This window comes from Planktothricoides raciborskii GIHE-MW2 (genome assembly GCF_040564635.1).
In the GTDB taxonomy this organism is placed as follows: Bacteria; Cyanobacteriota; Cyanobacteriia; order Cyanobacteriales; family Laspinemataceae; genus Planktothricoides; species Planktothricoides raciborskii.
In genome coordinates, this window is record NZ_CP159837.1 from 406,678 (window position 1) to 429,959 (window position 23,282).

Annotated in this window: 24 protein-coding genes; 8 read left to right on the forward strand and 16 right to left on the reverse strand. The window is 43.0% G+C overall.

The window, feature by feature from the left end; all coding sequences use genetic code 11:
- Window positions 1-41: 41 nt before the first annotated feature.
- The 5 genes from ABWT76_RS01615 (at window position 42) to ABWT76_RS01635 (ending at window position 5,284) form a co-directional block, all read left to right on the forward strand.
- Window positions 42-338 carry a hypothetical protein gene (locus ABWT76_RS01615; protein ID WP_242049869.1) on the forward strand — a complete coding sequence of 99 codons (297 nt, stop codon included), beginning with the start codon at window positions 42-44 and terminating at the stop codon, window positions 336-338.
- A 21-nt stretch (window positions 339-359) separates the two neighbouring features.
- Window positions 360-1,529, forward strand: a complete 1,170-nt coding sequence (locus ABWT76_RS01620; protein WP_354635537.1) for a hypothetical protein — start codon at window positions 360-362, stop codon at window positions 1,527-1,529.
- Between the two features lie 412 nt (window positions 1,530-1,941).
- Window positions 1,942-2,604, forward strand: a complete 663-nt coding sequence (locus ABWT76_RS01625) for a Uma2 family endonuclease (RefSeq protein WP_375340258.1) — start codon at window positions 1,942-1,944, stop codon at window positions 2,602-2,604.
- A 251-nt stretch (window positions 2,605-2,855) separates the two neighbouring features.
- Window positions 2,856-3,593, forward strand: a complete 738-nt coding sequence (locus tag ABWT76_RS01630; RefSeq protein ID WP_054465206.1) for a cytochrome c biogenesis protein CcdA — start codon at window positions 2,856-2,858, stop codon at window positions 3,591-3,593.
- Window positions 3,594-3,862: 269 nt separating this feature from the next.
- Window positions 3,863-5,284, forward strand: coding sequence for a cytochrome c biogenesis protein (locus ABWT76_RS01635; RefSeq protein WP_354635538.1), 1,422 nt, complete (start codon window positions 3,863-3,865; stop codon window positions 5,282-5,284).
- A gap of 479 nt (window positions 5,285-5,763) precedes the next feature.
- Here ABWT76_RS01635 and ABWT76_RS01640 read toward each other — a convergent pair whose 3' ends face one another.
- The 10 genes from ABWT76_RS01640 to ABWT76_RS01685 all read right to left on the reverse strand — a co-directional run bounded on the left by ABWT76_RS01640 (window position 5,764) and on the right by ABWT76_RS01685 (window position 15,216).
- Complete coding sequence (locus tag ABWT76_RS01640) at window positions 5,764-7,833, reverse strand: ATP-binding protein (RefSeq protein WP_354635539.1); 2,070 nt, start codon at window positions 7,831-7,833, stop codon at window positions 5,764-5,766.
- A 161-nt stretch (window positions 7,834-7,994) separates the two neighbouring features.
- Entirely contained in the window at window positions 7,995-8,213 is a 219-nt protein-coding gene (locus tag ABWT76_RS01645) for a hypothetical protein (protein ID WP_054465106.1), read from the reverse strand.
- A gap of 111 nt (window positions 8,214-8,324) precedes the next feature.
- Window positions 8,325-9,665: a DUF4255 domain-containing protein gene (locus tag ABWT76_RS01650; protein ID WP_054465105.1), complete on the reverse strand. Its 1,341-nt coding sequence runs from the start codon at window positions 9,663-9,665 to the stop codon at window positions 8,325-8,327.
- Between the two features lie 53 nt (window positions 9,666-9,718).
- A complete protein-coding gene (locus ABWT76_RS01655) occupies window positions 9,719-10,174 on the reverse strand; it encodes a DUF6760 family protein (protein WP_190878032.1) in 456 nt (151 codons plus the stop codon).
- 69 nt (window positions 10,175-10,243) lie between these two features.
- Window positions 10,244-10,618 carry a hypothetical protein gene (locus ABWT76_RS01660; RefSeq protein WP_369817674.1) on the reverse strand — a complete coding sequence of 125 codons (375 nt, stop codon included), beginning with the start codon at window positions 10,616-10,618 and terminating at the stop codon, window positions 10,244-10,246.
- A gap of 21 nt (window positions 10,619-10,639) precedes the next feature.
- Window positions 10,640-11,122, reverse strand: a complete 483-nt coding sequence (locus tag ABWT76_RS01665; RefSeq protein WP_054465103.1) for a phage tail protein — start codon at window positions 11,120-11,122, stop codon at window positions 10,640-10,642.
- Window positions 11,123-11,294: 172 nt separating this feature from the next.
- Window positions 11,295-11,780, reverse strand: a complete 486-nt coding sequence (locus ABWT76_RS01670) for a phage tail protein (protein WP_054465102.1) — start codon at window positions 11,778-11,780, stop codon at window positions 11,295-11,297.
- Between the two features lie 79 nt (window positions 11,781-11,859).
- Window positions 11,860-12,333, reverse strand: coding sequence for a phage tail protein (locus ABWT76_RS01675; RefSeq protein ID WP_054465101.1), 474 nt, complete (start codon window positions 12,331-12,333; stop codon window positions 11,860-11,862).
- Window positions 12,334-12,640: 307 nt separating this feature from the next.
- Window positions 12,641-14,359 (reverse strand): phage tail sheath C-terminal domain-containing protein, encoded by a 1,719-nt coding sequence (locus ABWT76_RS01680; RefSeq protein ID WP_054465100.1) that lies wholly within the window; start codon window positions 14,357-14,359, stop codon window positions 12,641-12,643.
- A gap of 323 nt (window positions 14,360-14,682) precedes the next feature.
- Complete coding sequence (locus tag ABWT76_RS01685) at window positions 14,683-15,216, reverse strand: DUF4255 domain-containing protein (protein ID WP_054465099.1); 534 nt, start codon at window positions 15,214-15,216, stop codon at window positions 14,683-14,685.
- Window positions 15,217-15,408: 192 nt separating this feature from the next.
- Here ABWT76_RS01685 and ABWT76_RS01690 point away from each other — a divergent pair, with 192 nt between their 5' ends.
- Both ABWT76_RS01690 and ABWT76_RS01695 read left to right on the forward strand, forming a co-directional pair.
- Complete coding sequence (locus ABWT76_RS01690; RefSeq protein WP_354635540.1) at window positions 15,409-16,698, forward strand: HAMP domain-containing sensor histidine kinase; 1,290 nt, start codon at window positions 15,409-15,411, stop codon at window positions 16,696-16,698.
- Between the two features lie 188 nt (window positions 16,699-16,886).
- Window positions 16,887-17,579 (forward strand): response regulator transcription factor, encoded by a 693-nt coding sequence (locus ABWT76_RS01695; RefSeq protein WP_054465097.1) that lies wholly within the window; start codon window positions 16,887-16,889, stop codon window positions 17,577-17,579.
- A gap of 78 nt (window positions 17,580-17,657) precedes the next feature.
- Here ABWT76_RS01695 and ABWT76_RS01700 read toward each other — a convergent pair whose 3' ends face one another.
- The 3 genes from ABWT76_RS01700 to ABWT76_RS01710 all read right to left on the reverse strand — a co-directional run bounded on the left by ABWT76_RS01700 (window position 17,658) and on the right by ABWT76_RS01710 (window position 19,082).
- The gene (locus ABWT76_RS01700; RefSeq protein WP_054465096.1) at window positions 17,658-18,185 is read right to left on the reverse strand and encodes a DUF4330 domain-containing protein; all 528 of its coding nucleotides are present in this window, start codon (window positions 18,183-18,185) and stop codon (window positions 17,658-17,660) included.
- A 295-nt stretch (window positions 18,186-18,480) separates the two neighbouring features.
- Window positions 18,481-18,681, reverse strand: a complete 201-nt coding sequence (locus ABWT76_RS01705) for a hypothetical protein (protein WP_054465095.1) — start codon at window positions 18,679-18,681, stop codon at window positions 18,481-18,483.
- A gap of 188 nt (window positions 18,682-18,869) precedes the next feature.
- Entirely contained in the window at window positions 18,870-19,082 is a 213-nt protein-coding gene (locus ABWT76_RS01710; RefSeq protein ID WP_054465094.1) for a hypothetical protein, read from the reverse strand.
- Between the two features lie 125 nt (window positions 19,083-19,207).
- Here ABWT76_RS01710 and ABWT76_RS01715 point away from each other — a divergent pair, with 125 nt between their 5' ends.
- Window positions 19,208-19,339 (forward strand): hypothetical protein, encoded by a 132-nt coding sequence (locus ABWT76_RS01715; RefSeq protein WP_255353157.1) that lies wholly within the window; start codon window positions 19,208-19,210, stop codon window positions 19,337-19,339.
- A 71-nt stretch (window positions 19,340-19,410) separates the two neighbouring features.
- Here the strand turns inward: ABWT76_RS01715 and ABWT76_RS01720 are convergent, their stop codons facing one another.
- The 3 genes from ABWT76_RS01720 to ABWT76_RS01730 form a co-directional block, all read right to left on the reverse strand.
- Window positions 19,411-21,372: a P-loop NTPase fold protein gene (locus tag ABWT76_RS01720; RefSeq protein ID WP_354635541.1), complete on the reverse strand. Its 1,962-nt coding sequence runs from the start codon at window positions 21,370-21,372 to the stop codon at window positions 19,411-19,413.
- 200 nt (window positions 21,373-21,572) lie between these two features.
- On the reverse strand, window positions 21,573-22,397 hold the full coding sequence (locus ABWT76_RS01725) for an Rpn family recombination-promoting nuclease/putative transposase (protein ID WP_354635542.1): 825 nt from the start codon (window positions 22,395-22,397) through the stop codon (window positions 21,573-21,575).
- Window positions 22,398-22,682: 285 nt separating this feature from the next.
- Entirely contained in the window at window positions 22,683-23,186 is a 504-nt protein-coding gene (locus tag ABWT76_RS01730; RefSeq protein WP_354635544.1) for a hypothetical protein, read from the reverse strand.
- Window positions 23,187-23,282: the final 96 nt, after the last annotated feature.

A 23,282-nucleotide genomic window follows, 5' to 3' on the forward strand; every position in this document is an offset into this window, starting at 1 on the left:
AACATAGATCGCTAACTTCAGTAAAATAGTGCAAATTGGATGTGTTTGACCCAATCACAATGGAAGTGGAGTCAGAGTCAGGAAACAACGTTCCCGCGTGGTTTCTTGACACAAACTATGACGGCCTATGTTTCCATGTCAATCAGGCTTTCTTCCCCGGTACAAGTGCTTGGGACGGCATCAAGAAGGCACTAAAGAGAACCTATGATAATGAAGTTTGGGAGCATTTAGCGGGGACAATTAGCGCACCATTTGAGGCAGGGAAGCATCAGGAAATTGCGGTTAAAGTTATTGATGACCGGGGTAATGAATTGTTATTTACTAAGCGTTTATCGTAGTTATTGGAGCTACTGTAGAAAATGAATTACCGAGAAAATGAAATTCAAGAACCTTTTTTTGATATCGATATTTCTGAAGGAATCGATTACTCCTCAATAGATTGTAATAATCGCCACTTTCAACAAGCCCAGCGATTCCATCAAAAACTGAGATCAGTAAATCGGTTTATTCAGTATTGTTTTATGTATGACCCGTTAGTCAATTTAGAAACAGGAAATTCAATATCAATTTATCTAAATCCTAGGCTACTTATTGTACACAATATTTTGGAAGAAAGCAATAAAACGTACAGTCAAATTTTTATTTTAAATAATCTCATCAAAATACCTAGTCTTAAAAAGCTAGAACAACAATATTTAGAAACCACAAAACGTGATAGCGAGGACTATTTGCAAAAAGCTCAAATGCAAATTAACTGTTATAGCTGTATTGCACCATTCCGAATTATAAATCCAGAACAAATAACTGAAGAATACTTAAATAAATACTCGGGTAAAAACAATCAGTCAAAGGTCACGGATAAAAAAATTGATTTGATTAATAAAAAAAGAAACGCTAAAAAATTTGAAACTAGCGAAGTATTGTATTACAAGCAATATATTTGTTGTGAACATGAAGGTGAAAAAGGATGGATTATTCTTTATAGAAGCCCACTTTTAAGTATCGATGATTTTAAATCAGAAATAATAGGTATAGGTGAAACTCTCTTAGAGGCAGATTTAGACTTTCAAAGGAAAAAAGCCGGGTTATTTTTAGAAACTATGGAGTTAAAGCAAAATGTTTTAAATTCAAACACACCAGTTAACATAAATCAGATGAGAACTTTTTGCCAACAATACGACAAGAATATAAAATATGATAGTTTTACTCACGAATACACTGGTTGTTTCAAAAGAAAAACATTTGGGTTTAAGCTAACTTGTCGGTCTGAATTATATAAATTTACAGTTTCCGTTTCGTCTCATTCTACTAAATGGACTGTGGAAACCCACATAAATGCAAGATACAAAATACCAATAGAAGCAACAGGTAAATCCTTGGAAGAAGCTTTTAACAAAGCTAAAGAAAAGCATGACCGTATTTTATCAAATCCGGAACTTATTCAGAAGGAAATTGCATTTATAGAGCAAGACTACCAACCAAACTATGATGAATATATAAACCTAGACCTAAGTTCCGAGTTTGAATGATGTATTTCACCCAGTTAAAGACATCAAAAAATTAGATTTTTTAAAAATGACCTACGAAGTCAACGAACCCATCCTCAATTCCCCTTTTGATGAACCATCCCGGTATTGGTTTATTCGAGAGGGCTAAGTAGGTGAAGATAATTAATTGCACTTTTCGTTCTCCGCCGATAGGCTTTGGATTCCCGCCTTCGCGGGAATGACAGTTTTTCTTCTGATATGGTCTGTGGTGCATTTATTTCTGCCCACCTACTTATCTTATTCTTTCTATGAGTTTGCCCCGACCGTCAGCCTTGGCAAGTCACGATCTAATAAATCAGTTAAAATAAACTAACTGCGATCGACTATTGTATAACTAATGATTCAAGCCCCTTTTTCTGCTCAACTACTTTACCCTGATTCTGACGGGAAACCGATGGCCGATAATACAGAACAATATGAATGGATTGTGCGTTTGGTGACAAATCTGAAGCATTTATTAAAAGATGAAGTAGCGTTTGTAGCCGGAGATTTGCTGTGGTATCCCGTGGAAGTAGAGGAACCACCGGCACCCCGCCAAGCGCCAGATGCAATGGTGGCTTTGGGTCGTCCTGCGGGATATCGCGGCAGCTATAAGCAATGGGAAGAAGACAACATTGCCCCGCAAGTAGTATTTGAGATTCTCTCACCAAGCAACACCCGTCGGGAAATGGCGGAAAAGCAAAAATTTTATGAAGACTACGGGGTTTTAGAGAGTTATTACTATGACCTCGAACGCAAAGATTTCTGGGGATTTGTGCGATCGCAGCCTGATGATATTTGCACCTTGATTACCGCGTTGTATTTGCCTTGGACATCGCCGTTATTGCAGATTAGATTTGAACTAATGGAGGATGGGTTAGCGGTGTTTCATCCCAATGGCGAACCTTTTGCTGAACCGGAAACCATGTTTCTGGAAAGAGATGCCGCCCGACTCGCAGAACAAGAGGCACAAGCTGAACGCGATCGGGCACTGTTGCGGGAAGAACAAACTCAAGCCAAACTCAATCAAGCCTTAGCAAAACTTCAGGAGTTGGGCATCGATCCCGATACCCTCTAGGGAGAGGCATAATAGACAAGAGCGCAAAATAAATATTTCGATCCCCCCAACCCCCCTAAAAAAGAGGGGCTTTTTATAATGAAAGCTTTCTTGTCTAATGAGAAAAGAAACCGGGTTTCTTGGGTTGAGGATCGAGAATGACCAGTTGTAACCCATGAGAAACCCGGTTTCTGGGCTGATAAATTATAAATATTTTCCTGATATACCATCTCGAAATACAATAAAATCAGATTCGGCCTCAACCCATGCCCATGATTAACTCCCTAGAAACACAACTTTATCACCTGCAACAACTGGCAAACAACCTGGTCACGAACCAAATCACCCATTTAACTTTTGTCAGTGTTGGGGTCATTTTTCTGGCGGGTTTACTCACCAGTTTAACCCCTTGTATGCTTTCCATGTTGCCAATTACCATTGGCTATATTGGCGGTTATGAAACTAAAAATCGCCTGGAAGCAGCGGCCCAGTCTGCCTGGTTTTCCCTGGGACTCGCCACCACCCTAGCGGCTTTAGGAATTGCCGCCGCGACGTTGGGCAAAGTCTATGGACAAGTTGGCATTGGTTTGCCAATTCTGGTTAGCGCGATCGCCATTTTAATGGGTTTAAACTTACTCGAAGCCTTACCCATTCAACTGCCATCATTTGACGGAATGCAGTGGATTTCCCAAGACTTACCGAAAGGCATTCGTTCTTACTTACTCGGTCTAACCTTTGGCTTAGTGGCTTCTCCTTGTAGTACCCCGGTTTTAGCCACATTATTAGCTTGGGTTTCCACCAGCCAAGACCTCATCTTAGGCGGGGTATTGCTATTAGCTTATGCCGCTGGTTATGTTTCCCCATTAATTTTAGCAGGAACTTTTACCGCCAGCATCAAAAAACTCTTAGAATTAAGAAAATGGTCTAGTTGGATTACTCCAGTCAGCGGCGCATTATTAGTCGGATTTGGGGTGTTTACCCTGTTATTTAGACTCTTGCCCGTAGCTTAATTTGCGCCGCGCCGCATCTCCAGTAGGGGCGAAGCATTCGCGGATATATCTCCCGGATAAACAGAAAAATTATCTATATACGCGAATGCTTCGCCCAATATATTTCTGCTTTTATATAATTCTGTAAGGGCGAAGCATGACCGGATAAAATTTCGGCTTTTAACCAATAATTTACCTGCGGTCATGCTTCGCCCTTACCCAAGTGGGATGATCCTATGTTCGCTTTTCAGTTGATTTAAGTAACACAATAAATCTGGAACACATAAACCATGAACTTAAACGAATCTAAAGACTCTGTACCCTCAGAAAATCCGCCGGAAAATTCAGCACCCAAAAATTGGACAGCTAAACAATTGCTCCGCAAAGTATTACTGATTATTGGCGATTTACGATTAGCGATTATCTTACTATTAGCGATCGCCTTTTTTAGCATCTCTGGCACCGTCATAGAACAAGGAGAATCCCTACAGTTTTATCAAGCCAACTATCCCGAAAACCCAGCCTTATTTGGCTTCCTCACCTGGAAAGTAGTTAAAACTGTTGGCCTGGATCATGTTTATAAAACCTGGTGGTTTCTCTCTATTTTAATCTTATTTGGTTCCAGCTTAACCGCTTGTACCTTTACCCATCAATTCCCTGCCCTCAAAGCAGCCCAAACCTGGAAATTTTATGAAAAACCCAGACAATATGAAAAATTAGCCCTCAGTACCCAACTCAGTGGCGGCCATCTCAACGAACTGGAACAAGTATTACAAAATCGGCGCTATCGCGTATTTCGAGAAGGCAATAAAATTTATGCCCGCAAAGGCATAATCGGCAAAATTGGCCCAATTATTGTCCATGCCAGTATGTTGATTATTTTGGCGGGGGCAATTTGGGGCACCCTCACGGGAATTATGGCCCAACAATTAATCCCCAGTGGGGATAGTTTCAGCATTAATAATATTATCGATGCGGGGCCATTGGCGCAATTAAATGTATTTAAAGATTGGTCAGTCAAAGTCAATCGATTCTGGATTGAATACCAAGAAGATGGCAAGATTGACCAGTTTTATTCTGACTTATCTGTATTGGATAATCAACAACAAGAAGTCGATCGCCAAACTATTTATGTAAACAAGCCCTTACGCTATCGGGGCGTAACCCTTTACCAAACCGATTGGGGCATTGCCGGGATTAAAGTCCGGCTGAATAATAGCCCAGTTTTGCAATTACCAATGGGTGAATTAAAAACCGGAAGTAAGACCAGAGTTTGGGGGACTTGGATTCCCACCAAAACCGATTTAAGTGATGGAGTTTCCGTGATTGCCATTGACTTACAAGGCACGGTTTTACTCTATGGCAACGATGGCAAATTGATCGGCACTGCCCGCACCGGCAGCGCGATCGAAGTCAATGGTATCAGCCTCACCATTGTCGATTTAGTAGGCAGTACCGGCTTACAAATTAAAAGCGATCCGGGCATTCCCATTGTTTACACCGGCTTTGGTTTACTGATGCTAGGAGTAATGATGAGTTACGTCTCTCACTCCCAAATTTGGGCCTTACAAAAAGACGGCAAATGTTATATTGGCGGTCGGACAAACCGGGCTTTAGTCACCTTTGAGCGGGAAGTTTTACAAATTTTAGAACAACTCAACCAACCCCCGTCCGAAGGCAGTTCCCTAGAAACGAGTTCCGTGGGCATTTAATGCCAATTTCCTGCAACTGTAGGGTGGGTCAAATTTTGCCCACCTTACTAACTAATACCATTTACAAAAATTCATCCAACAGTAGGGGCGCTACGGAAAAGCGCCCAAATAAACCTGGGAATTGTATAGTTTCTAAAATTAGTAAAATAGTCGATTTCAACCGCCTGTAGGGGTCAACGGCCGTTGACCCCTACAGGCGGGGATTTTAATCCCCGCCGGATTTTAATCCCCGCAATCGTCGGTTAATTGCGGGGGTACATAAACCGCCGGGGGTTAAAACCCCCGGCTAATAGCGCAAGTCGGTTAAAACCGACTTTGGATTATTTTGAAATTGGTAATTTTATTTACAAAAATTCATACAACAGTAGGGGAGCAATGCTTGCGCCCAAATAAACCAGGGAATTGTAGCAGTAGTTTCTAAAATTGGTATAACCACTCCCCGCAACCATGCCCCGAATGAAATAACCAAAATTGTCAAACTAAAGCCATCCTCTAATCTCACTTTCGGTCAGGGTGCGCTCAATTTTTATATATTCACTTTTCGTCGCTTCTAAAATATGTTTCATCATCACAGGTTCCCCGGCTTCAGCGGCTAAAAATGCCGCATTTATGGCAATATTGCGGATATTTCCTCCGGCTACATTCAGTTTGGCTAACTTCTTAAACGCTAATCCTTCCGTTGGGGTTTTTTCGGGGAAAATGCGCTGCCAAATTTCTCCCCGTTGATTGATATCTGGGAAAGGAAATTGCACCACAAATCTAATCCGGCGCAAAAATGCTTGGTCAATGGAATTTTTTAAGTTAGTGGTGAGAATGGCTAAACCCCGATAGGCTTCCATGCGCTGCAAGAGATAGCCCACTTCAATATTGGCATAGCGATCGTGACTATCTTTAACATCAGACCTTTTGCCAAATAAAGCATCAGCTTCATCAAATAATAATATCGCGCCGCCCCCTTCAGCAGCATCAAAAACCCGCCGCAAGTTTTTCTCGGTTTCGCCAATATATTTACTGACAATTGAACTTAAATCAATTCGATAAAGGTCGAGTTGTAATTGTTTGGCTAAAATTTCCGCTGCCATTGTTTTTCCCGTGCCACTAGACCCGGCAAATAAGGCACTAATGCCTAAGCCTCGGCCACTTTTGTCCCCAAAACCCCATTGTTCATAAACTTTTACTCGTTGTTTGACTTGGGCGTAGCATTCTTGCAAAACTTGTTTCTCTTTTTCCGGCAAAATTAAGTCATCCCAAGTGGCGTTTGTGTCGATGCGTTGGGCTAATTCATCCATTTTTAATCGGGCTTGAAGGCGACAAGTTTGCCACAGTTGATGATGAATTTTTTCCTGAAGTTCTGTAGTTTCTGTAGGTTCAGTTTGGGCAAAATTTTCGGGTTGACTTGTTTGATATATGTTTTGATTGATTTGATGATTTTCTAGTTTTTGATTGATGATTCCTTTGGCTTGCAAACAAGCAGAATTAATCGCCGAAGGACTGAGGTTAAAATGGGCGACTAAAGATTCAATATGGCCATTGAGTTGAGTGGCCATATCACCCAAGGCATTTTGCCAAACTATGCGTTGTTCGCGGGCTGTGGGATGAGTGACTTCTAGGGTAATTAGGGGGCGTTGCCGTTGGGTGCGCCGATCGCGACTACTGACTATTAAAGGACATTTAATCGTATCAATAAAACGGGCTACGGTTGCCTCTCTCCATGCTTCATTACTTTCTAAGTGGTCGCAGTCGAGAAATATGGCACTTTTATTTAAAATATATTCGCGATCGCACAAACTTTTCAGTAAATTTTGTTGGGTTTGATCCGCTGGTAAAGCATCTGCTGACATCACCAATAAATTTAGGCCAAGGTCTGCACAAGCTTTAGCCGCGATCGCCTGTTTACTAGCCGGTTCCATCCCACATAATTGTAACACTGGAAAGCGGCCAAATTCGGCATAACTTTGCCCCCAACTAGCGACAATTTCTTGCGCCAACTCTTGATGAGACGAAACCAACAGTAGGGGCGAAATGCCGTTCTCCCCTACCTCAACATAAAACTCTGGACTTAAAGGTTCAACAATGCCATGCAAGCGTTCATCTAAATAATTAACCCCCACCAAATAATGTAAAATTCGCTCATCAATTCGCAGGGGACTCGTGGCCAAAGTTCTGGCCACACCCACTTCAATTAATCGCCATTTTCGCAGGGGATTTATCGGACTCAGAGCATCCCAATGTCCCCCCGGAAATATGGCCAAAGCTAAACTAAAAGTCGGATAAATTTTTTGCTCATTATGTTGGGCTTGGGCACAAAGTCCGGCAAATTGAGCATCAAATTCTACCGCCGCACATAATACTAATAAATCCCTTTCAAAAGGGGAAAGTTGGAAAGATTTACAGACCGTTTCTAACGCCGTCGGTTGGCTGAACTGGCTAGGAGGCAAAGTCGGCAATTTAACTTGACCAGGATTCTGGTTAATCATTAGTTCTAATGCCTCTTGCACCCGCGCGATCGCACCCATCAAATACTTTTGATTTTCTTCTTGCCAGTTCATAATAATTCCCGATTATTCCCGATTATTCCCGGTACTATCTTACAGCGGTTTTAAGATTAATTAACCATAAATTTTCTTAGGGGCAATCCGATGGCGGTGGTTGCCCCTACACTACCGGAATGCTTCGCCCCTACAATGCCGGAATGCTTCGCCCCTAAAGTCTAAGTTGATTTCAGCAAATCCTCTAAATACTTTTCCGCCTCTTCTGGAGTCAGCAGCAGTTCTTGATCTTTTCTCAGAATTTCATACTTTCCGCCCCGATAACCATGCCCAATAATCAGCTTCGCTTTAACTGCCTCATTCCCCAACTTATGCAACCGATTATAACTCAGGGTTTCCATCTCTCTTTCTAATTGTTGTCTCAATTCTTCTTCATTCATCGCTTTAATTCCTTACTTTTGTTATTGGTTATTTGTTGTTAGTTATTAGTTATTTGTTAGGCAAATTTAAGTCAACTAACCACTAACAAATAACCAATAACATATAACAATTTAGCGGACTAAAATCCTCGGCTCTTTATACCATTGAAATGTCTTACTATTCGGGTCTGTATCCACAGTCAGAAGACTTTCCGCCCCATCAATTTGCAACCGCACCAAATATTCCCCTGGTTTAACATTTTCCACCGGAATTGCGATCGTATTTTGATTGGTGCGCCGGACTGGGGCATCAAACAAATAAGCATTGGGATTTTCGATGGATTTCTCATTTAAAATTAGCACCACCCGCTGCTTTTTGCCCACAGTCAAATTCACCCGCACTTTGATTTGGGCCGATCGCGTTGGTTCTTCCCGACCCTGCAAATTAGAAACCGTAGCTTTCAGAACTGTGGGACGCAAAACAAACGGCGCGGCATTCGACTCCAAAGACTGATACGATTTATTGTCTGGGGAATGATACAAATTTGTCGCCGCTTGTTCACCCTCGGTCGCTGCCGCACCATAGACCGGAATTACATTTAGACGTTGTGTAATCCGATGAATCACCTGTAAACTTTGCACCCCAGGCATCAAGACATCATCGGGTACTGAACTCAAGGGTAAAATAATCTGATTTTCCGTCACCTCCTGGGGGGTGAGTTCCAATTCCCCAATGCGGACTAGGGTAGTGGAAGCTTTCAGATTTCTCCCTTGAATTAATAAGGTACTATCTTTAAGAATGGGTTCCCCCGGCCCGACTCGAGAAATCACCCGATCCACTATCGGGGAATAACCAAACGGCACCGCTGCCAGCCCGCGAAGACGCACCGGCAAAGCTTTTTTGCTGACTTGTTCCCCTTCCAAAATCACCACGCTGGCTTTATAAGCTAAGGATAAAGCGTAGGGAGTTTGGAAAAATACCGACCAAATTTTTGATAAATCTTCCAAAGATAAATTCAGCGGCGTGAAGATAATTTGCTCCACCTGTTGATCTAAGTCAGAACTGGCTAAATAAGGAAAAGTTTCATCGGCAATGGTTTCTAGGATAGAGTCTTTATCCAAAATCGCGCGATCGTTCAACGCCCGAATCACACTCCCCATGATCCGTTGCGGTTCCAGATCCATATCATTGCCGTAGAAACTAATCAGATAATTCAAATCCCAAGCGGTGCGGTTTTGCTTACTATCTCTGCTGGTCTGCGATCGCGATCGCGCATCTGCATTCTTTTGCCAAATTGGATTTGGCGTCGTTTGATACAAATACAGATTCACACCGCGTTCGGGGGTCGCACTGCCTGCATTCGCTGGTCGAGCCATTGTCACCCTGGTGCCATCGATGTCAATTTGAATCGCCTCCTGCAAAACTCGCTGCAAAGCGGCGGTGACAGTCGGAATGGCTAAATAATTACTCATAATTATCTACGGATATCGGCGGATACTTTTCATCTAATTCTAAGGGTAAATTATCATTTATGCAGTTGGGAAATCAACTGCACCCAGCGCGATCGCTCGGAATGTTCCAAACTTAAAATATCATCTAAAGACCAATGAAAATAAAAAGCAATCAAAGCTACCTCTTGGTATAATTGCTCCAAGGGGTAGCCGAAAACTTTCCCACCCGACACCACATCCAAAGGCTGGTGAATCTGAGCAAAAAAGTCCCGCAAATAGAGGAGATCGATTAAAAAAAGCTGTTCCAACATTTCGGGAGTCACCACCGATAAATGCCCGAAATCATCAATTAACCGGGACAACATCACCAACATCGCATAAGCTGGATTTTGCCTAACTTGGGGATGCTTTTGCACATAAATTTCATCCTCACCCGTAGCGAGTCGCATCATCCCGACTTGATGAATACTTCCCTCTGCATCCAAAAATCCCTTGGGCAGGGTAAACTCAAATATTGTCGAATTCCTCATACCAAAACATATATAATACTTAACTATAATACTTAACTATAATACTTGACTATAATGCTTAACTGAATCTTACTGAAATTCCGTCATCATCCTGCCCATTTCTGGATTTTCTTCAGGGGGGGAAGCGGGGGAAATAAACTCTGGGTCTGGGGGTTCCAACTCATTAATCTGGCGATAAAACTTTTGTAAATAATTCAAATCAACCGCAAACAGATTTTCCATCATCATCGGACTGACTGACTCCAATGCCCCCAGACGGGTAATCACCCGCGATAAAATCAGAATCGTCGCATAAGCGGGATTAGATTTCACTCGCGGATCCCGCAAAGGAACAATCTCATCGATCGCCCTTGCCAAACGCATCACCCCTTTGCGGTGGAGGTTGCCCTCTTCATCCAAATATCCCTTGGGCAAAGTAAACTCAAACTCCGTTTGAATCATCATAAGATCGCCAATATATATTTTTTATAATTTTACTCTTTTTAGCTCTTCCACTGCCACTTCCATTTCTTCAATTTCAAACTCTCCAGAAGTGACAGCCAGGTCAGAAATCGTATAACTGACTGGCCAAGCATTTTTAAATTCTAATCTAAACTGCGCTTGAGCCCCTTGGTCATAAATCACTAAAGACCCATCCTTTCTTTTCTCCCCCCACTTCCCTTCTTGTACGGCTTGTAACCAATTCCATAGGGTCATCGAACAAGTCAGCCCTCGACGCAATATTAGATTATTATATTTCACATTGCCAGGGATTTTTGTAGTCACCACTAAGCCTTTTTTAGATTTGCCCCACTTTTGCGGCGTCACCTCAGTGGCTTCGATAATATCCTGAGTCACTTTAAAGCCGCTACATTCCATAAAATAGCCATCCACTGACTCATCGCTGCCATCAAGTTTCAGTTCTAAAAAAAAGCGACATTTGGCTAAAACTTCGGGAAATTTGCCCACGGTTATATCCTTATTTTGCTCTAATTTAATTTGCTTAAATTTGCTTAAATTTCCTTTAATTTTCTTTAATTTTTTTTAATTTTATTAAATCTTCTTAAATATCGATCTCCCGTAGGGACACGGCAATGCCGTGTCCCTAAAAATAAAAGGTAATTTATATCAGAAACAATCACTATTTCTTACGCATCAAATATTCATAAGCAAAGGTGACGGTTTCTGTCAGGGATTGGTTGCCTGCTGCATCAAAGTCTGACATGGCATAAGTCATAGGCATCACCCCTTTAAATTCCCACTGGGCTGACTCGGTGCCATCTTGTTTAAAAACTGTAATGGTTGCAACTTGATTTTTTCCTTTGGTTTTGGTTGCCCCACCCACATCAGGGGTCGAATGGGAATCATAAAACCAATCAGAAACGGCTTTGGGGTTTTTACTAGAGGTAATAAATTTGATCGTGATATCGTGGGATTCTACGGCGGAAGGAGCGGCTTGTCGGTTAACTTTACTCCCCTTAGTCACCCCCAATGGCCCATCAGATTGAGTCACCGGAATGGTCAATTTCAAGCCAGAAACAGATTCGACTAAGAGACCCTCATCGAGATTATCTGCTTTAAATTGAAACCTAGCCTGGGATAGCGGTTCGCCTACGGTATCTGGCATTGTATTTCTCCTAATATTGAGTGTATGCGGCGTTATTGAATCATGTTACTGAGCGCCAATTCCGATCTATCTTGTTTTTTTAACTTTGTTTGCGCTCAACGCTTTCTACATTCAGGGTGAATGTTTCCGTTAAAAAGTCTTGACCGCCAACATTAAATTCAGAAACTTCATAACCTACCATCTGACATTGTTTCAGGTTGTAGGTGATGACTAATTTAGCGTCGGCATCAAAGATTTCTATGGAACCATCGGTAAAACATTGACTCCATTTGCCATCGCCGCCATAAGTGGCTGGCATCCCTTTTTTGAAGAGGTCAAATAGTTTTTTATTCTTATCTTCAATAACGGCGGTAATGGTGACATCTTGGTTGTTGTAGTACCCAGTTGAAGTGGTGTTTCTGGTCATCTGGGCTTTGGCTGTAGAGGCGATCGGCTTACCGTGACCAGCGGTTTTGGCTTGAATATTAATGCCGCTAACTTTCAAGAGTGGATACTCGGTGCCACCATATTTAAATGAAAACCTGTTAGAAGAAATAGTAAGCAGGTCTGCCATTTTTTTCCTCCTTGTAAGTCAAGGTGTATTGTTGATAGGTGTCGTGTAGCCGCTTTGGCTACTTAACTTGGTCTGCTTAAAAAGATTAGCGTAGGTTGGGTTGAACCAAAGTGAAACCCAACATTTGTCAGGTGGCAATTTTCAGTAATGCCTAACATCTGTTATTTCGGTTGGGTTTCGTGCCTCAACCCAACCTACTACCTTTCCTCTTTAAAAGTTGGGTTTCGTGCCTCAACCCAACCTACAATTTTCCATGTGTCATTCCAGCAAACAAACGATGCGGGGATGACATTTACCAGATCATCAATTATTGGCCATATTGGCCAGGAGCCCACTGACTGATGCGGAAGATGACAAATTCCGCTGGACGCACAGGGGCGACACCCACTTCGATATAGAGGCGTCCTTTCATCATGGTGTCTGGGGTATTGAGATCCCCGTCGCACTTGACATAGAAGGATTCACTGACGTTGCTGCCCACTAAAGCCCCTTCACGCCATAGCCCAGTTAAGAAGCTGGAAACGGTCTGACTGACTCGACCCCAGAGGGCTTCGTCGTTGGGTTCAAAGACTACCCATTGAGTGCCAATTTCAATGGATTTTTCGATGTAGCTCATTAAGCGGCGAACGGGAATATAGCGCCATTGGATGTTGTCCGGTTCAACGAGGGTGCGAGCGCCCCAAATTTTAATGCCCCGGTTGAAGTTGGCAAAGTTGCGGATGCAGTTGATGCCGAGGGGGTTGAGGAGTTCTTGTTCCCGGAAGTTGGTTTCGTAGGCTAGACCAATGACACCCCGTGGGGTTTCGTTCGCGGGGGCTTTGAATAGACCGCGTGTTTCGTCGGTGCGGCACCATACGCCCATCATGTGTCCGCAAGGAGGAACGAAAATCGGGCGTCCACCGTTGCGGGGGTTGGCCACTTTAACCCAAGGATAGTAGAGTGCGCCAAACATGGAGCGCCGGTTAAACATACTTAACCAGGTGGCGACATCTTGGGGTTTTTGCTGTTCTGGGGGAATGGCTTTGTTGTCGTTTTTGCCCGGTTTGACTGGCGGTGGGTCGATGACGGCCATGCGATACGGTGGGCTGGGTGCGGAGTTTTCGCACATACTGAGCATCATTTCCATGATGCCGTGGAGTTGATCTAGGTTGATTAGATTTTGTTGGTAAAGCAGCATCAGGTCGGGACAGGCAATGATGGAGACATCATCAATTTCAAATATGCCTTGGACGCCTTTGCGATCGCTGCGATTTCCTTGCAGTTCTCGCGGTAGCTGATTCACGTCAGTAATATAAGCTGCCGGTGGGCTGACTTGATAGACTCCATTGGCGGGCCGCTTGGATAGGGCTGACACTGCGGGCAGTCCTGCTGCTAATTCCACATTCAGATATTGCGAATCGGCTAAAGCGGTGAGTACATAGCTGCCAACTTCAGCGGCTACTTCTTCTTTCATGGTTAGGTTGCTGAAGCTTTCCAGGGTTTCGTCGCCCCGCTTCACTGTCACCTTAAAGTATTCGCCAGTGTCTAAAGGTGGTTCGCTGTCGTCTTCTGGCTGGATCGGGGTGTCGCTTTCGATCGCCACGGTCAGTTGTCCGGTGACTGCGGGTAATGCGGCTTCATCTCCAGCAGCGGCTGCTCCTTTGACATTAAACAATAGAGCCGTAACGCCGGAAGATGTTAATAGTTTCGTGGCGGTTTCTTGAGCCGTTGGCGCCGCCGCACCCGGTAGTCGGCTGCCAAGACTCGTGACCCAGCAACGACCGCCACCATTCAGGAACCAACCTTGAACAGCAAAGGGTAGATACGCGCCAAAGTCGGTAAACCCATCGGATCCGGGTTTGCCAAAATATTCTAAATACTGATCCCAAGTAGTGACTAACATCGGTTTGAAGGTTTCCGCGTCACCGCGTACATCTTCGGTAAAGCCGATAAAGCCAGGAACACTCAGGTTAACTCCTTCTATCGGTCGATTCCCCCGGTCTACTTCTTCGATGTAGACACCAGGGGCAAAATAATCCAAAGGCATAAGTGGATATCCTCCATTTGCTATTTGGCAACAGCTTGGCTTTTGGCAACAGGTCTAATCCCAAACCGCTAATTCATCCCTTCATCCCTTGATCCCGCTAGTTCATTCCTTCATCTCTCGATCCCGTTACTTCATTCCAGTAGGTTGGCTTTGGTTTCCAGGAGGAGATGGGGAAATCTCTGGACTTAGACAGAACTTAAGCAGTAAAATGATTAATATTGGGTTTGATATTTTTCATGCGGAGGTGCGATCGCATAAAAGCATCTCTGCATGGAAAATTTTCTTTGGTTTCTTTCTACTTCCCTAGAGCAAAGCTGAACCAGTTAATTGCTTGGCACGGTTGGCAGTTGCGACATTTCCACATACAATGGCAAGTCTGTTGCCACTGGCATAGGAATTGTCACGGTGACATATAAGGCGGGACGGAGCGGTACACCCAGAGCATTCCAGAGGGCGATGGTCTGATTCAGATCGATGGTAGAAATATCGATGGGGACAATCGTAGAACCTCGGAGCGCGATCGGCAGAACTTCCTGGGGTAAGCAATGGTGGCTTAATAGCATCTTGAGTGCTTCTGAAAGCAGATGCTGCTCGCCGATCGCTGTGGCATCCCAGGCGGTAATCAAAAACGATAGGTCAAACCAAAGGATCGCCTCTGATTTCTGGCTGGTTTTGTCGGGTATTTGCTGATGTGACTGCCTCTGTTCATGGGGTCGAAGTTCATAACAATATAAGTTCAGCCGTGAGCCGATCCCCCGATCCACTGTGGGGTGGTCGAAGTCAATTTGCTCCGTAGCAATTGAAGAGGCATTACCAGCCAGGATTTCTGCCAAACTCTGAGCAACCGCAGGAATCATAAGTGGGTGATTAGGCCGTACAAGTTATAGATTAGTCACGGGACTGGCATCTGGTTATTAGACTTTGGTCGAAACTTTAAAAATTGTTGTGTTTTCTAGTCGTTTGCCCACATCTATGGTTAAGGTAGATGTGCTACCGATCCCATGCCGATAAATAAGGGGATCCCCGCTTTAAAACTAGAAGGTGACTCTATGCAAAAGTTGAGTTTAGATCGGCACTTATCTTCAGGGATGGTGGGGAGTCAAGCACTCCCGCGATCGCCCTCGGCATCGCCCAATGCATCTCCTAAGCTATCTGGCAATTTGGTCAAGGTTTGTCAGCGACAATTAGCACAGTTAGTCGAACAACTACCCCTGCTGGGTGCTTGGTTGGTTTTTCGCGATCGCCCCTCTCCCTTGGGGAATAGGCATCGAATGGCTGTTGTCCGCGAAGAACGTCCGGGGTTCGATCGCCAAATCTTGTCTGAGATCGAGTCGGAACTGTGGCTACATTATGTAGATAGCGATCGGCAAAATGTTCCTCCGGATCTCTATTTTTATCCTTTAGTTGCTACCGATGCCACGGACAAATCCGATATAGAAAATTCTGGCGAACTTTTGGCCTATTCTCCCGAAACTAATTCCGCTAATTTCGCCGCGATCGCTCCTCAGAAAGCCCTCTCTTTAAATGGCGATCGCTTCTGGATTTCTGACGATCCATCTGTAGATGAGTATTTACTCTTGTGGGCGCATCAACCGCTTTCGGCGGCGGAACAACAAGCCACAGCGCAACGAGTTGAATTGCTCAGTGATTATTTAGTTATGGGTCGAGATCACGAGCGTCAACAAGAGGAAATTCAGTTACTAGAAATTGCGATCGGACGCAGCGAACATCAACTCAGAAATTACCTGGGAATGATTGGGCTTTATGCTCAAAATTTGAATTGGGGTCTGTCAGATCCCATTTTTAAGGAACAGGCTATGATTATTGGTGATACGGTTCGGAATATGAGCCAAAATTTAACTCAACTATTAAACTACACTAAACCGAAAAAAAACCATATTAAAGTGCAAAATTTTCAGCAAATAATCGAAAAAATATATCGGTTATTTGAGAATAAATTGGCTGAAAAAAAAGTCAGCTTTTTTTGGGAAAAGTCGCCTTTGGAATTTGAATTTGAACCTTGGCAAATTGAACAAGTTTTTGAGAATTTGTTGAGCAATGCTATTGAATTTAGTCCCGTGGGCGGGGTAGTCAATTGTCATTGGCGGCTATTTAGGAATGAAGTGATGATTAAAATGAGCGATCGCGGGCCGGGATTTGCTCCCGAATACCTGAAAAATGCCTTTACTCCTTACTATTCTAAGCGTCCCGGAGGTACAGGTTTAGGATTGGCGATCGCTAAAAAAATTATCCTCGATCATCAAGGGTCGATTTGGTTAGAAAATCTTCCCGAAGGTGGGGGGCAAGTTTCCGTTGTTTTGCCCCGGTATGCTCGCTGATATAGGATTAATTAGGATTAATTAAAAAGTCAATCAGGTAATTTTACTAAATAACGTCCATTTATGGCAACACATCGATTCATTTCATGGAGTTGCTTTTTTCAAACCAGAATAACCAAAGATATTTTTGCAATGATTGTTTGCTATTGATCTGGCATTGATATCGCTCTACAAAATAGGAAGAAGTAATGCTAAATTATGAAATAAAATTACCACAAATCATTTCCATTTTATTAGTGGATGACGAACCAATGTTTCGCAAAGGATTAAAAACTTTGCTGGCATTTTATAGTGCCAATGGTGGTTTAACATTTAATGTAGTGGGGGAAGCCGCTTCCGTCGCCCAAGGGGTGAAACTGGCAGCGGAACAACATCCGATGATTATATTATTGGATATGGAATTACCCAAACAAGATGGGATTGATGCTTTGGATCAGTTTAGAGAGTTAAAGTATAAAGGAAAAGCGATCGTTTTATCGGCGCATCGCGAGGATGAATTAATCTTTAAAGCGATGGAATCGGGGGCATGGGGTTATGTGTTTAAAGATTGTGTTGCCCAGCAATTATATGATGCGATCGCCACCGTGATTAAAGATGAAATTTATCTAGCCCCGGAAGTGATAACGCGGTTTTTTCGGATGTTTCACTTTTATGGGGGACATTCTCTGACCGGCAATAAAACCGTTTATTTAACCGAACGAGAACAAGAAGTTTTACAGTGGTTAGTTCAAGGGGCTTCTAATGAAGAAATCGCTGAAAATCTTTGTGTCACTACCGCCACTGTTAAAGCTCATTTAACCTCGATATTTGAAAAATTTCAAGTCAAAAATCGCAGTCAAGCTATTGTTAAAGCCCTAAAACTGGGGTTAGTTTCGGCTTGATTCATTATTGGTTATTTGTTATTCGTGATTGTCTATGCCAGGGTAAAATAACAAATAACCAATAACCAATAACCAATATTATTTGACTCGCACCTCGATCACACTGCCATTGAAGTTATACAGTAGGCCATCGAGTTCCACAGATGTGCCAATTTTTAACTTGTTATTCCCTAAAACTGGGCCTGTCTCCGTCATGGTCGCTTTTCCCGCAATGGTTAAAATCATATTCAGGCGATAAGAATCCTCCACTCGTGGATCTGGGAGGACTTTTAGGGTGCCATCGGGTTGCGGTACGGCCAACTCATCGACGAGTCGTTTTACAGCCGTGACCTCAACTTCACCGTGAGGCTGATTGCGGATAATGATATTGGCTTTTTTGTTTTTCTCAAATTCTTTAATTAAACCATTCGGGTTACGCACACTCAGTCCCCGAACCAGCACATCCATTTCTACGGGTTTTGTGGTGACGCCAATTTGCGCGACTGACCCGGTTTTCCCCGGCAGAAAAAAGATGCCGATGACTACCAGCAAAATCACCAATCCTGCACCAATATCTAAGATGCTTAATTTACCAAATAAGCGCCCTTGCGAATCTAAAATCTTCATCTACAAATATGCCCTATCCATCTAAGAGTTAAGGTAAATCATCCGAACATTTTCTGGCTTGATCCGGCTAAAAGCCCTATCCCAGCTAGAAAAATTCTTAAGTCAGTATAGTGGCAAACGCTTTGATTTGTGGCGATCGCTTTTTAACTATCAGATTTGTTATCTGTTGTTGGTTGTTGCGTAGGGATTCTTTGGTTGTTGGTTCACTGTGACGAGTAACAAATAACAAATAATGAATAATGAATAATAAATAACAAATAATGAAGTGAATAGTGAACACTCACTCAGGATCGAGTTAAATATCCTGACTTGAAGATGCTTTGAGACTGCGGTAGGTGAAGACTACCAGGATCAGCAGGACAACGGTGGGGATCCAGTTGGGGATCATGCTGGACAAAACCCAGACCTGACTTAACAAGTAGGTGGAAAATTCTAGGATATAGGCGATCGCGATGGTAGCGATGGGCAGCAGAATGATTGGGAGAAGTTGCCACATAGTTTTGTGCCTCTTGGACTAATTTACATTGTTTTTTTCAGCCTCGGGTTTGGCTGATGGTTCAAATAAATGTAACAGATGCTTATTAAATTGTCACATCATTTGTCAAATTTTTACAAAATTTATCGGAATGTTTAGTTATATGAAGTTAATTCGGTAAGTCTATGGGCTAATGGGCGATCGCTGATTTAGGGATCGAGACTTAAGCGGTAGTTATAAGTACCTATCAATAGGAGAACTAGGGCTAACTGGATTTGCCAAGATGCGAGCACTAGGGACAAAATGAAGCAGATAATCGCGATCGCCCCACAGAGAACCGTGGCAATTTCTTCCTGAGATGACAGGGATAATAGTCCCATTCCAAAGGCGATCGCCAAAGCAATGAAAGAAGAACTCAGCATTTTTACTCACCTTTTTGATTTCAACAGTTGCAGTAGAGTCGTAGGGTGGGCATTGCCCAGCCTACTGTTATTTAAATTAGTTAATTAAAAGCTAATGGCGATACACCTGAGTTGAAGAAAAGTGTGTGACACAAATTAATCTGACACCGATGAATCAGACACCGATGAATCAGACACCGATGAATCAGACACCGAGAGATGACGGCAATGTGCCTTTGATACTAGCCTTTGGTAGTAGATGGAAAAGTGTTTTTTAGTGTTTTTTTTCAGACGCGATCGCTGTTGATTGGTTTCCGCAGGTGTGTTGCTATATCCGCAATGGTAAAAGTCAGGTATCAGCAGAGTCTTCCGGCAATTCACTGATTAACCCTAAATCTAACGGGGCTAAGTCGAAGTCTGAGTAGGAATATTCGGCGGTAAACAGGTCTGGAAGTGGCTTTTCTTCCAGAGAGTCGGGGGCGATCGCTGGGGTGGAATTGGTGAAAATTGCCCATAGTAGGGGATTTTTGGCGATAATTTGGTGCGATCGGGCAAACTGATAAACTTGTTCGGCGGTTAATCCATAATCAGACCTTTGTTGATAAACCTGCCATAAGGCTAATAAGGGTTTCAAATCTGCCCGTTGTAATTTGACCCATTTTCCCCCCATTTGAGAACATAATTTCGTTAGATAACCGTAGGCTTGCCAATGGGTCGGAATTGCTGGATTTTCAGAACTCAATATACAACCTTTGGTTAAGTCAAATTTTTCATATTCCACAAGGCGTTTTAAGGTGGCACAAAGGCTTTGGGGATGGTTTTGTGGGGCGATCGCGATGCCAATTTTCACGATTTGGCCATTTTCTTTGGCGATCGCTTGTAATTGGATATATTTCCGTTGTTTTTCACTCGGCAAACGGTCAACCCCTTCCAGGGTTACACTCCCAATGGTTTGTCCGATCGCCAACTCTAGGGAAAATTCCAGAATATCCGTTAATAAAAAGCGATCGGTCAAAGCGCGATCGACTTCTGCCTCGCTTAACCCTTCATGGTCTAAACTATTAGCCCGGGCAAATAGCCGTTCGATCTGTTCGGCTGGGGAAACTTCCACGGACTGCACATTATCCGCACACCAGGTTAAAATTTGCCGAACGGTAAGCTGTTCCCGACCTAATGCTTTTAGCTGATCTGCATCAAAAGGATAGACCGGAGTTGGTGGGGTTAATTGGTAGGTTTGATAAAAATTTTGCAGCCAAAGGGCAATTAACTGGACAATTTCCTCATCCACCATTTGTCGTAACCGAATTTGCTCGCCCATATCTGATAAATAAGAGGGAATTCCTTGGGGCAAATTTAGCACTTTATTATGCCAATTTTCCGGAGTCATTACTGTTAACAAAATTAGGGGATGATTGAGTTGCGATCGGGGAATCGTATCAAACAATCTTTTCACCAAACTGGCCACAATTCTTTCTCGTTTTAACCCAGTCTCTCCTTTATCCCTGGACTCCACCTCATCAAAACAAATAATCACTCCGAAATAATCACTAATTAAAGTTAAAAGTTGCACCACGGTTTCCCAAGCATCCGTGTCCCGGTATTTGTCCGTGTGATTCGGCAGCCCCAATTGTTCGGCTTTTTCCGTGGTCAGAGGATGACCCGCTAACCATTTCAAAGCATAAGGAGTTTGGGCATTACAGAGAGTCCAGATAATCCCGCGAAGTATATCCGGTTCGCCAATATTCGGTTTAATTCTGAAAAAGGCTTCGGTCAGTTGATTAATCCAAGTTTGGTTTTTCGCCAAGTTATTCCCTTGGAGATTTTTTACCAACTCTAAAGGATGAAAAACTCTGGCCTCTGGGTTCACCACTTTTAAGGTTTGGTTGGCAATTTCCGCTGCTAATTGCCACCATTGCATCACCCCTTGACTGCCTTTTTGCCGCAACCCATTGACGATGGTTTGTTGGAATTGGTAACGCAACAAGTTGGCATCGGTATATTGGCCTAAAGAGACGTAGATAAATAAGTTGCCTGGATGAGTTTTCAGGTGATGGCGAATGCGTCCAATTATATGACTTTTGCCCGTCCCGGTGGAACCTGTAATCGCGATCGAGGTCAGTTTGGGGTAACAAGAATTTGCCGTCAGCAGTTTTAAGACCGCATCACTCGCATGACGGTTCAGGGTGGTGAGATCCGGGAAGGGTTCGCCCCAGATGTCTTGGTCAGTGACTACCGGGGGTCGGGCAAAGGGGTTATCTGCGGCGATCGCCTCATGGATCTCTTGCAATAATGAAATCGAACATTCGGCCATTTGGGGTTGGGTTATCTGTTTGGATCTAATAGTAATTCTTCTTCTAGTTTGCCTCAAATTCTGGCTGATGCGATCGATCTAACTAATTCAGACACAGAAAACACAGAAAACACAAAGCCAGGACATCTCTGTATTCTCTGTGCTCTCTGTGTCTGAAGTGGTAAATATCTTTCTGGAAATTACGGTTAATTTCCTAAATCTTAAGAATTATTTGACTTATTTGTTTCTGTGGCCACTTGCTGAACCACCGCCAAAGGTAAATCTAAGGCGCGGGCTATTTGTTCAACAGTCAAACCCTCCTTAAGCAAAGCAGGAATCGCTTTTAATTTGGTTTTTTCCTCACCTTTTTGTTCCCCTTTTTCCTCACCTTCTAAATAAGCTTCCTGATATACCTTGGTTTGTTTCAACTCACTTAAGCCAAACATTGCTTCAATCTCCTCTCTACTTTTTTTAGGTAATTTATAGACAATGATCGTTTCGATTAAATCCACCAAGTTTCGCTGAATTTGTTCATTAGTTAACTCTTGCTTTGCTTGTTGGATTAAACCTTTAGCCCGATCGACCGCTTGATCTGGTTCTTCTACAACTAGCTTAACAAGTCCAACTCCCAAAGAGCGATCGCCTATCTCCCCTAACTCATCTAAATAGACTCGTTTTACCCGGTTTAGATTGAGTAAATCGCCAAATTGAACAGCCACTTCTCTTTCTATACTACGAGTAGGATAAATTACCACCACATTCCAAGGGAATGGCGTTTGGTATTGCTTTAAATAGAGAAACAGTTCACTAAATAGACGATAGTATAATGTATCGTCCGGTTGAAACTGCACTTCAACCAGATAAAAAGGGCGATATTCCTCGTTAGTGGTGGGTAAAAATAACCCATCTAATCGAAAAGCCAGTTGTTTGACTTCCCTCGATGTAAATTCATACCGAGTCGCCTCTGATGACTCATTCCCGATTAATTCAAAAAAGCTTTGAGGGAATTCCAAAAATAGGCGGTAAAAAATACTGTCAGTTTTCATGTTTATTGCAGTTTATATAGTTTAAGTATAACATAAATAATCTCCAGCGATCGCTTGCTTGTGTATTTCTTCCTTGTGTATTTATTATGTAGCTATCCGTGCAGGATGAACTGAACTGTTGAGCAACACTCTCTATTTTTGGGAAAGAGAGGCTTGATCGCTTATTTCGCCGTTGTTTTAGGATGGCTATTTACCGATAAAATTGTCTTATTTTTTGAACAAAAAACACTCGGCAAAATTGGGATAATTTCGCCGAGCGCCTTTTTCTAACATCCTAAATCATCATCAATTCAAAATCTGAATAGCATCAACTTGAAAACCACTCCCACGGGGTAAAGGTTTCCCATCCATACCCATAGGATATTGTTCCATTGGACTTTGGGGGACATACGGTTGTGCTTCGATAAAATAGCCTTCAAATTGCACCCTTTGACCCTCATAATCTGCAAAACTTTCCCAGTCTACCGCATCAGAACCGCGTAAAATTACCCCTTCCTCAGCGGAACGTTCTGCTATTTCCGTATCTCCTACATCTAGGACGAAATAATCACCGCCTCCCGCGTTCCAAGACTCATAGCTTTTATTCCAAGATTTGCGAATAACCACACCTGTTAATGTCACCTGTTCTCCTTTGATTTCTGGAGTATTTTGTTGCATATTTATTTCGGCTGATTCATTGTTCGTTTGCCCATTTTTGGTTTCCCCGGTAACGGGGCTGGAACACCCTAGTAAATTACCGAAAAATAGGAAGGCGATCGCTAATCCTGTCAAGCTGATTTTTCTCATCATATATTCCTTTATATCCATATTACAGTAACCGAGAAACCGGGTTTTTTTACCTAAGAAGACAACTTATTCGATCGCCCAGACCAGAAACCCGGTTTC

Bases quoted from the DNA above. Each gene is read 5' to 3' on its own strand.
- ABWT76_RS01695 (WP_054465097.1), top strand. From the start codon at position 16,887: ATGCTAAATTATGAAATAAAATTACCACAAATCATTTCCATTTTATTA.
- ABWT76_RS01630 (WP_054465206.1), top strand. From the start codon at position 2,856: ATGATTAACTCCCTAGAAACACAACTTTATCACCTGCAACAACTGGCA.
- ABWT76_RS01710 (WP_054465094.1), bottom strand. From the start codon at position 19,082: ATGCTGAGTTCTTCTTTCATTGCTTTGGCGATCGCCTTTGGAATGGGA.
- ABWT76_RS01685 (WP_054465099.1), bottom strand. From the start codon at position 15,216: ATGATTCCTGCGGTTGCTCAGAGTTTGGCAGAAATCCTGGCTGGTAAT.
- ABWT76_RS01725 (WP_354635542.1), bottom strand. From the start codon at position 22,397: ATGAAAACTGACAGTATTTTTTACCGCCTATTTTTGGAATTCCCTCAA.
- ABWT76_RS01635 (WP_354635538.1), top strand. From the start codon at position 3,863: ATGAACTTAAACGAATCTAAAGACTCTGTACCCTCAGAAAATCCGCCG.
- ABWT76_RS01640 (WP_354635539.1), bottom strand. From the start codon at position 7,833: ATGAACTGGCAAGAAGAAAATCAAAAGTATTTGATGGGTGCGATCGCG.
- ABWT76_RS01620 (WP_354635537.1), top strand. From the start codon at position 360: ATGAATTACCGAGAAAATGAAATTCAAGAACCTTTTTTTGATATCGAT.
- ABWT76_RS01645 (WP_054465106.1), bottom strand. From the start codon at position 8,213: ATGAATGAAGAAGAATTGAGACAACAATTAGAAAGAGAGATGGAAACC.
- ABWT76_RS01650 (WP_054465105.1), bottom strand. From the start codon at position 9,665: ATGAGTAATTATTTAGCCATTCCGACTGTCACCGCCGCTTTGCAGCGA.
- ABWT76_RS01720 (WP_354635541.1), bottom strand. From the start codon at position 21,372: ATGGCCGAATGTTCGATTTCATTATTGCAAGAGATCCATGAGGCGATC.
- ABWT76_RS01730 (WP_354635544.1), bottom strand. From the start codon at position 23,186: ATGATGAGAAAAATCAGCTTGACAGGATTAGCGATCGCCTTCCTATTT.
- ABWT76_RS01700 (WP_054465096.1), bottom strand. From the start codon at position 18,185: ATGAAGATTTTAGATTCGCAAGGGCGCTTATTTGGTAAATTAAGCATC.
- ABWT76_RS01660 (WP_369817674.1), bottom strand. From the start codon at position 10,618: ATGATGATTCAAACGGAGTTTGAGTTTACTTTGCCCAAGGGATATTTG.
- ABWT76_RS01675 (WP_054465101.1), bottom strand. From the start codon at position 12,333: ATGGCAGACCTGCTTACTATTTCTTCTAACAGGTTTTCATTTAAATAT.
- ABWT76_RS01705 (WP_054465095.1), bottom strand. From the start codon at position 18,681: ATGTGGCAACTTCTCCCAATCATTCTGCTGCCCATCGCTACCATCGCG.
- ABWT76_RS01690 (WP_354635540.1), top strand. From the start codon at position 15,409: ATGCAAAAGTTGAGTTTAGATCGGCACTTATCTTCAGGGATGGTGGGG.
- ABWT76_RS01655 (WP_190878032.1), bottom strand. From the start codon at position 10,174: ATGAGGAATTCGACAATATTTGAGTTTACCCTGCCCAAGGGATTTTTG.
- ABWT76_RS01670 (WP_054465102.1), bottom strand. From the start codon at position 11,780: ATGCCAGATACCGTAGGCGAACCGCTATCCCAGGCTAGGTTTCAATTT.
- ABWT76_RS01625 (WP_375340258.1), top strand. From the start codon at position 1,942: ATGGCCGATAATACAGAACAATATGAATGGATTGTGCGTTTGGTGACA.
- ABWT76_RS01680 (WP_054465100.1), bottom strand. From the start codon at position 14,359: ATGCCTTTGGATTATTTTGCCCCTGGTGTCTACATCGAAGAAGTAGAC.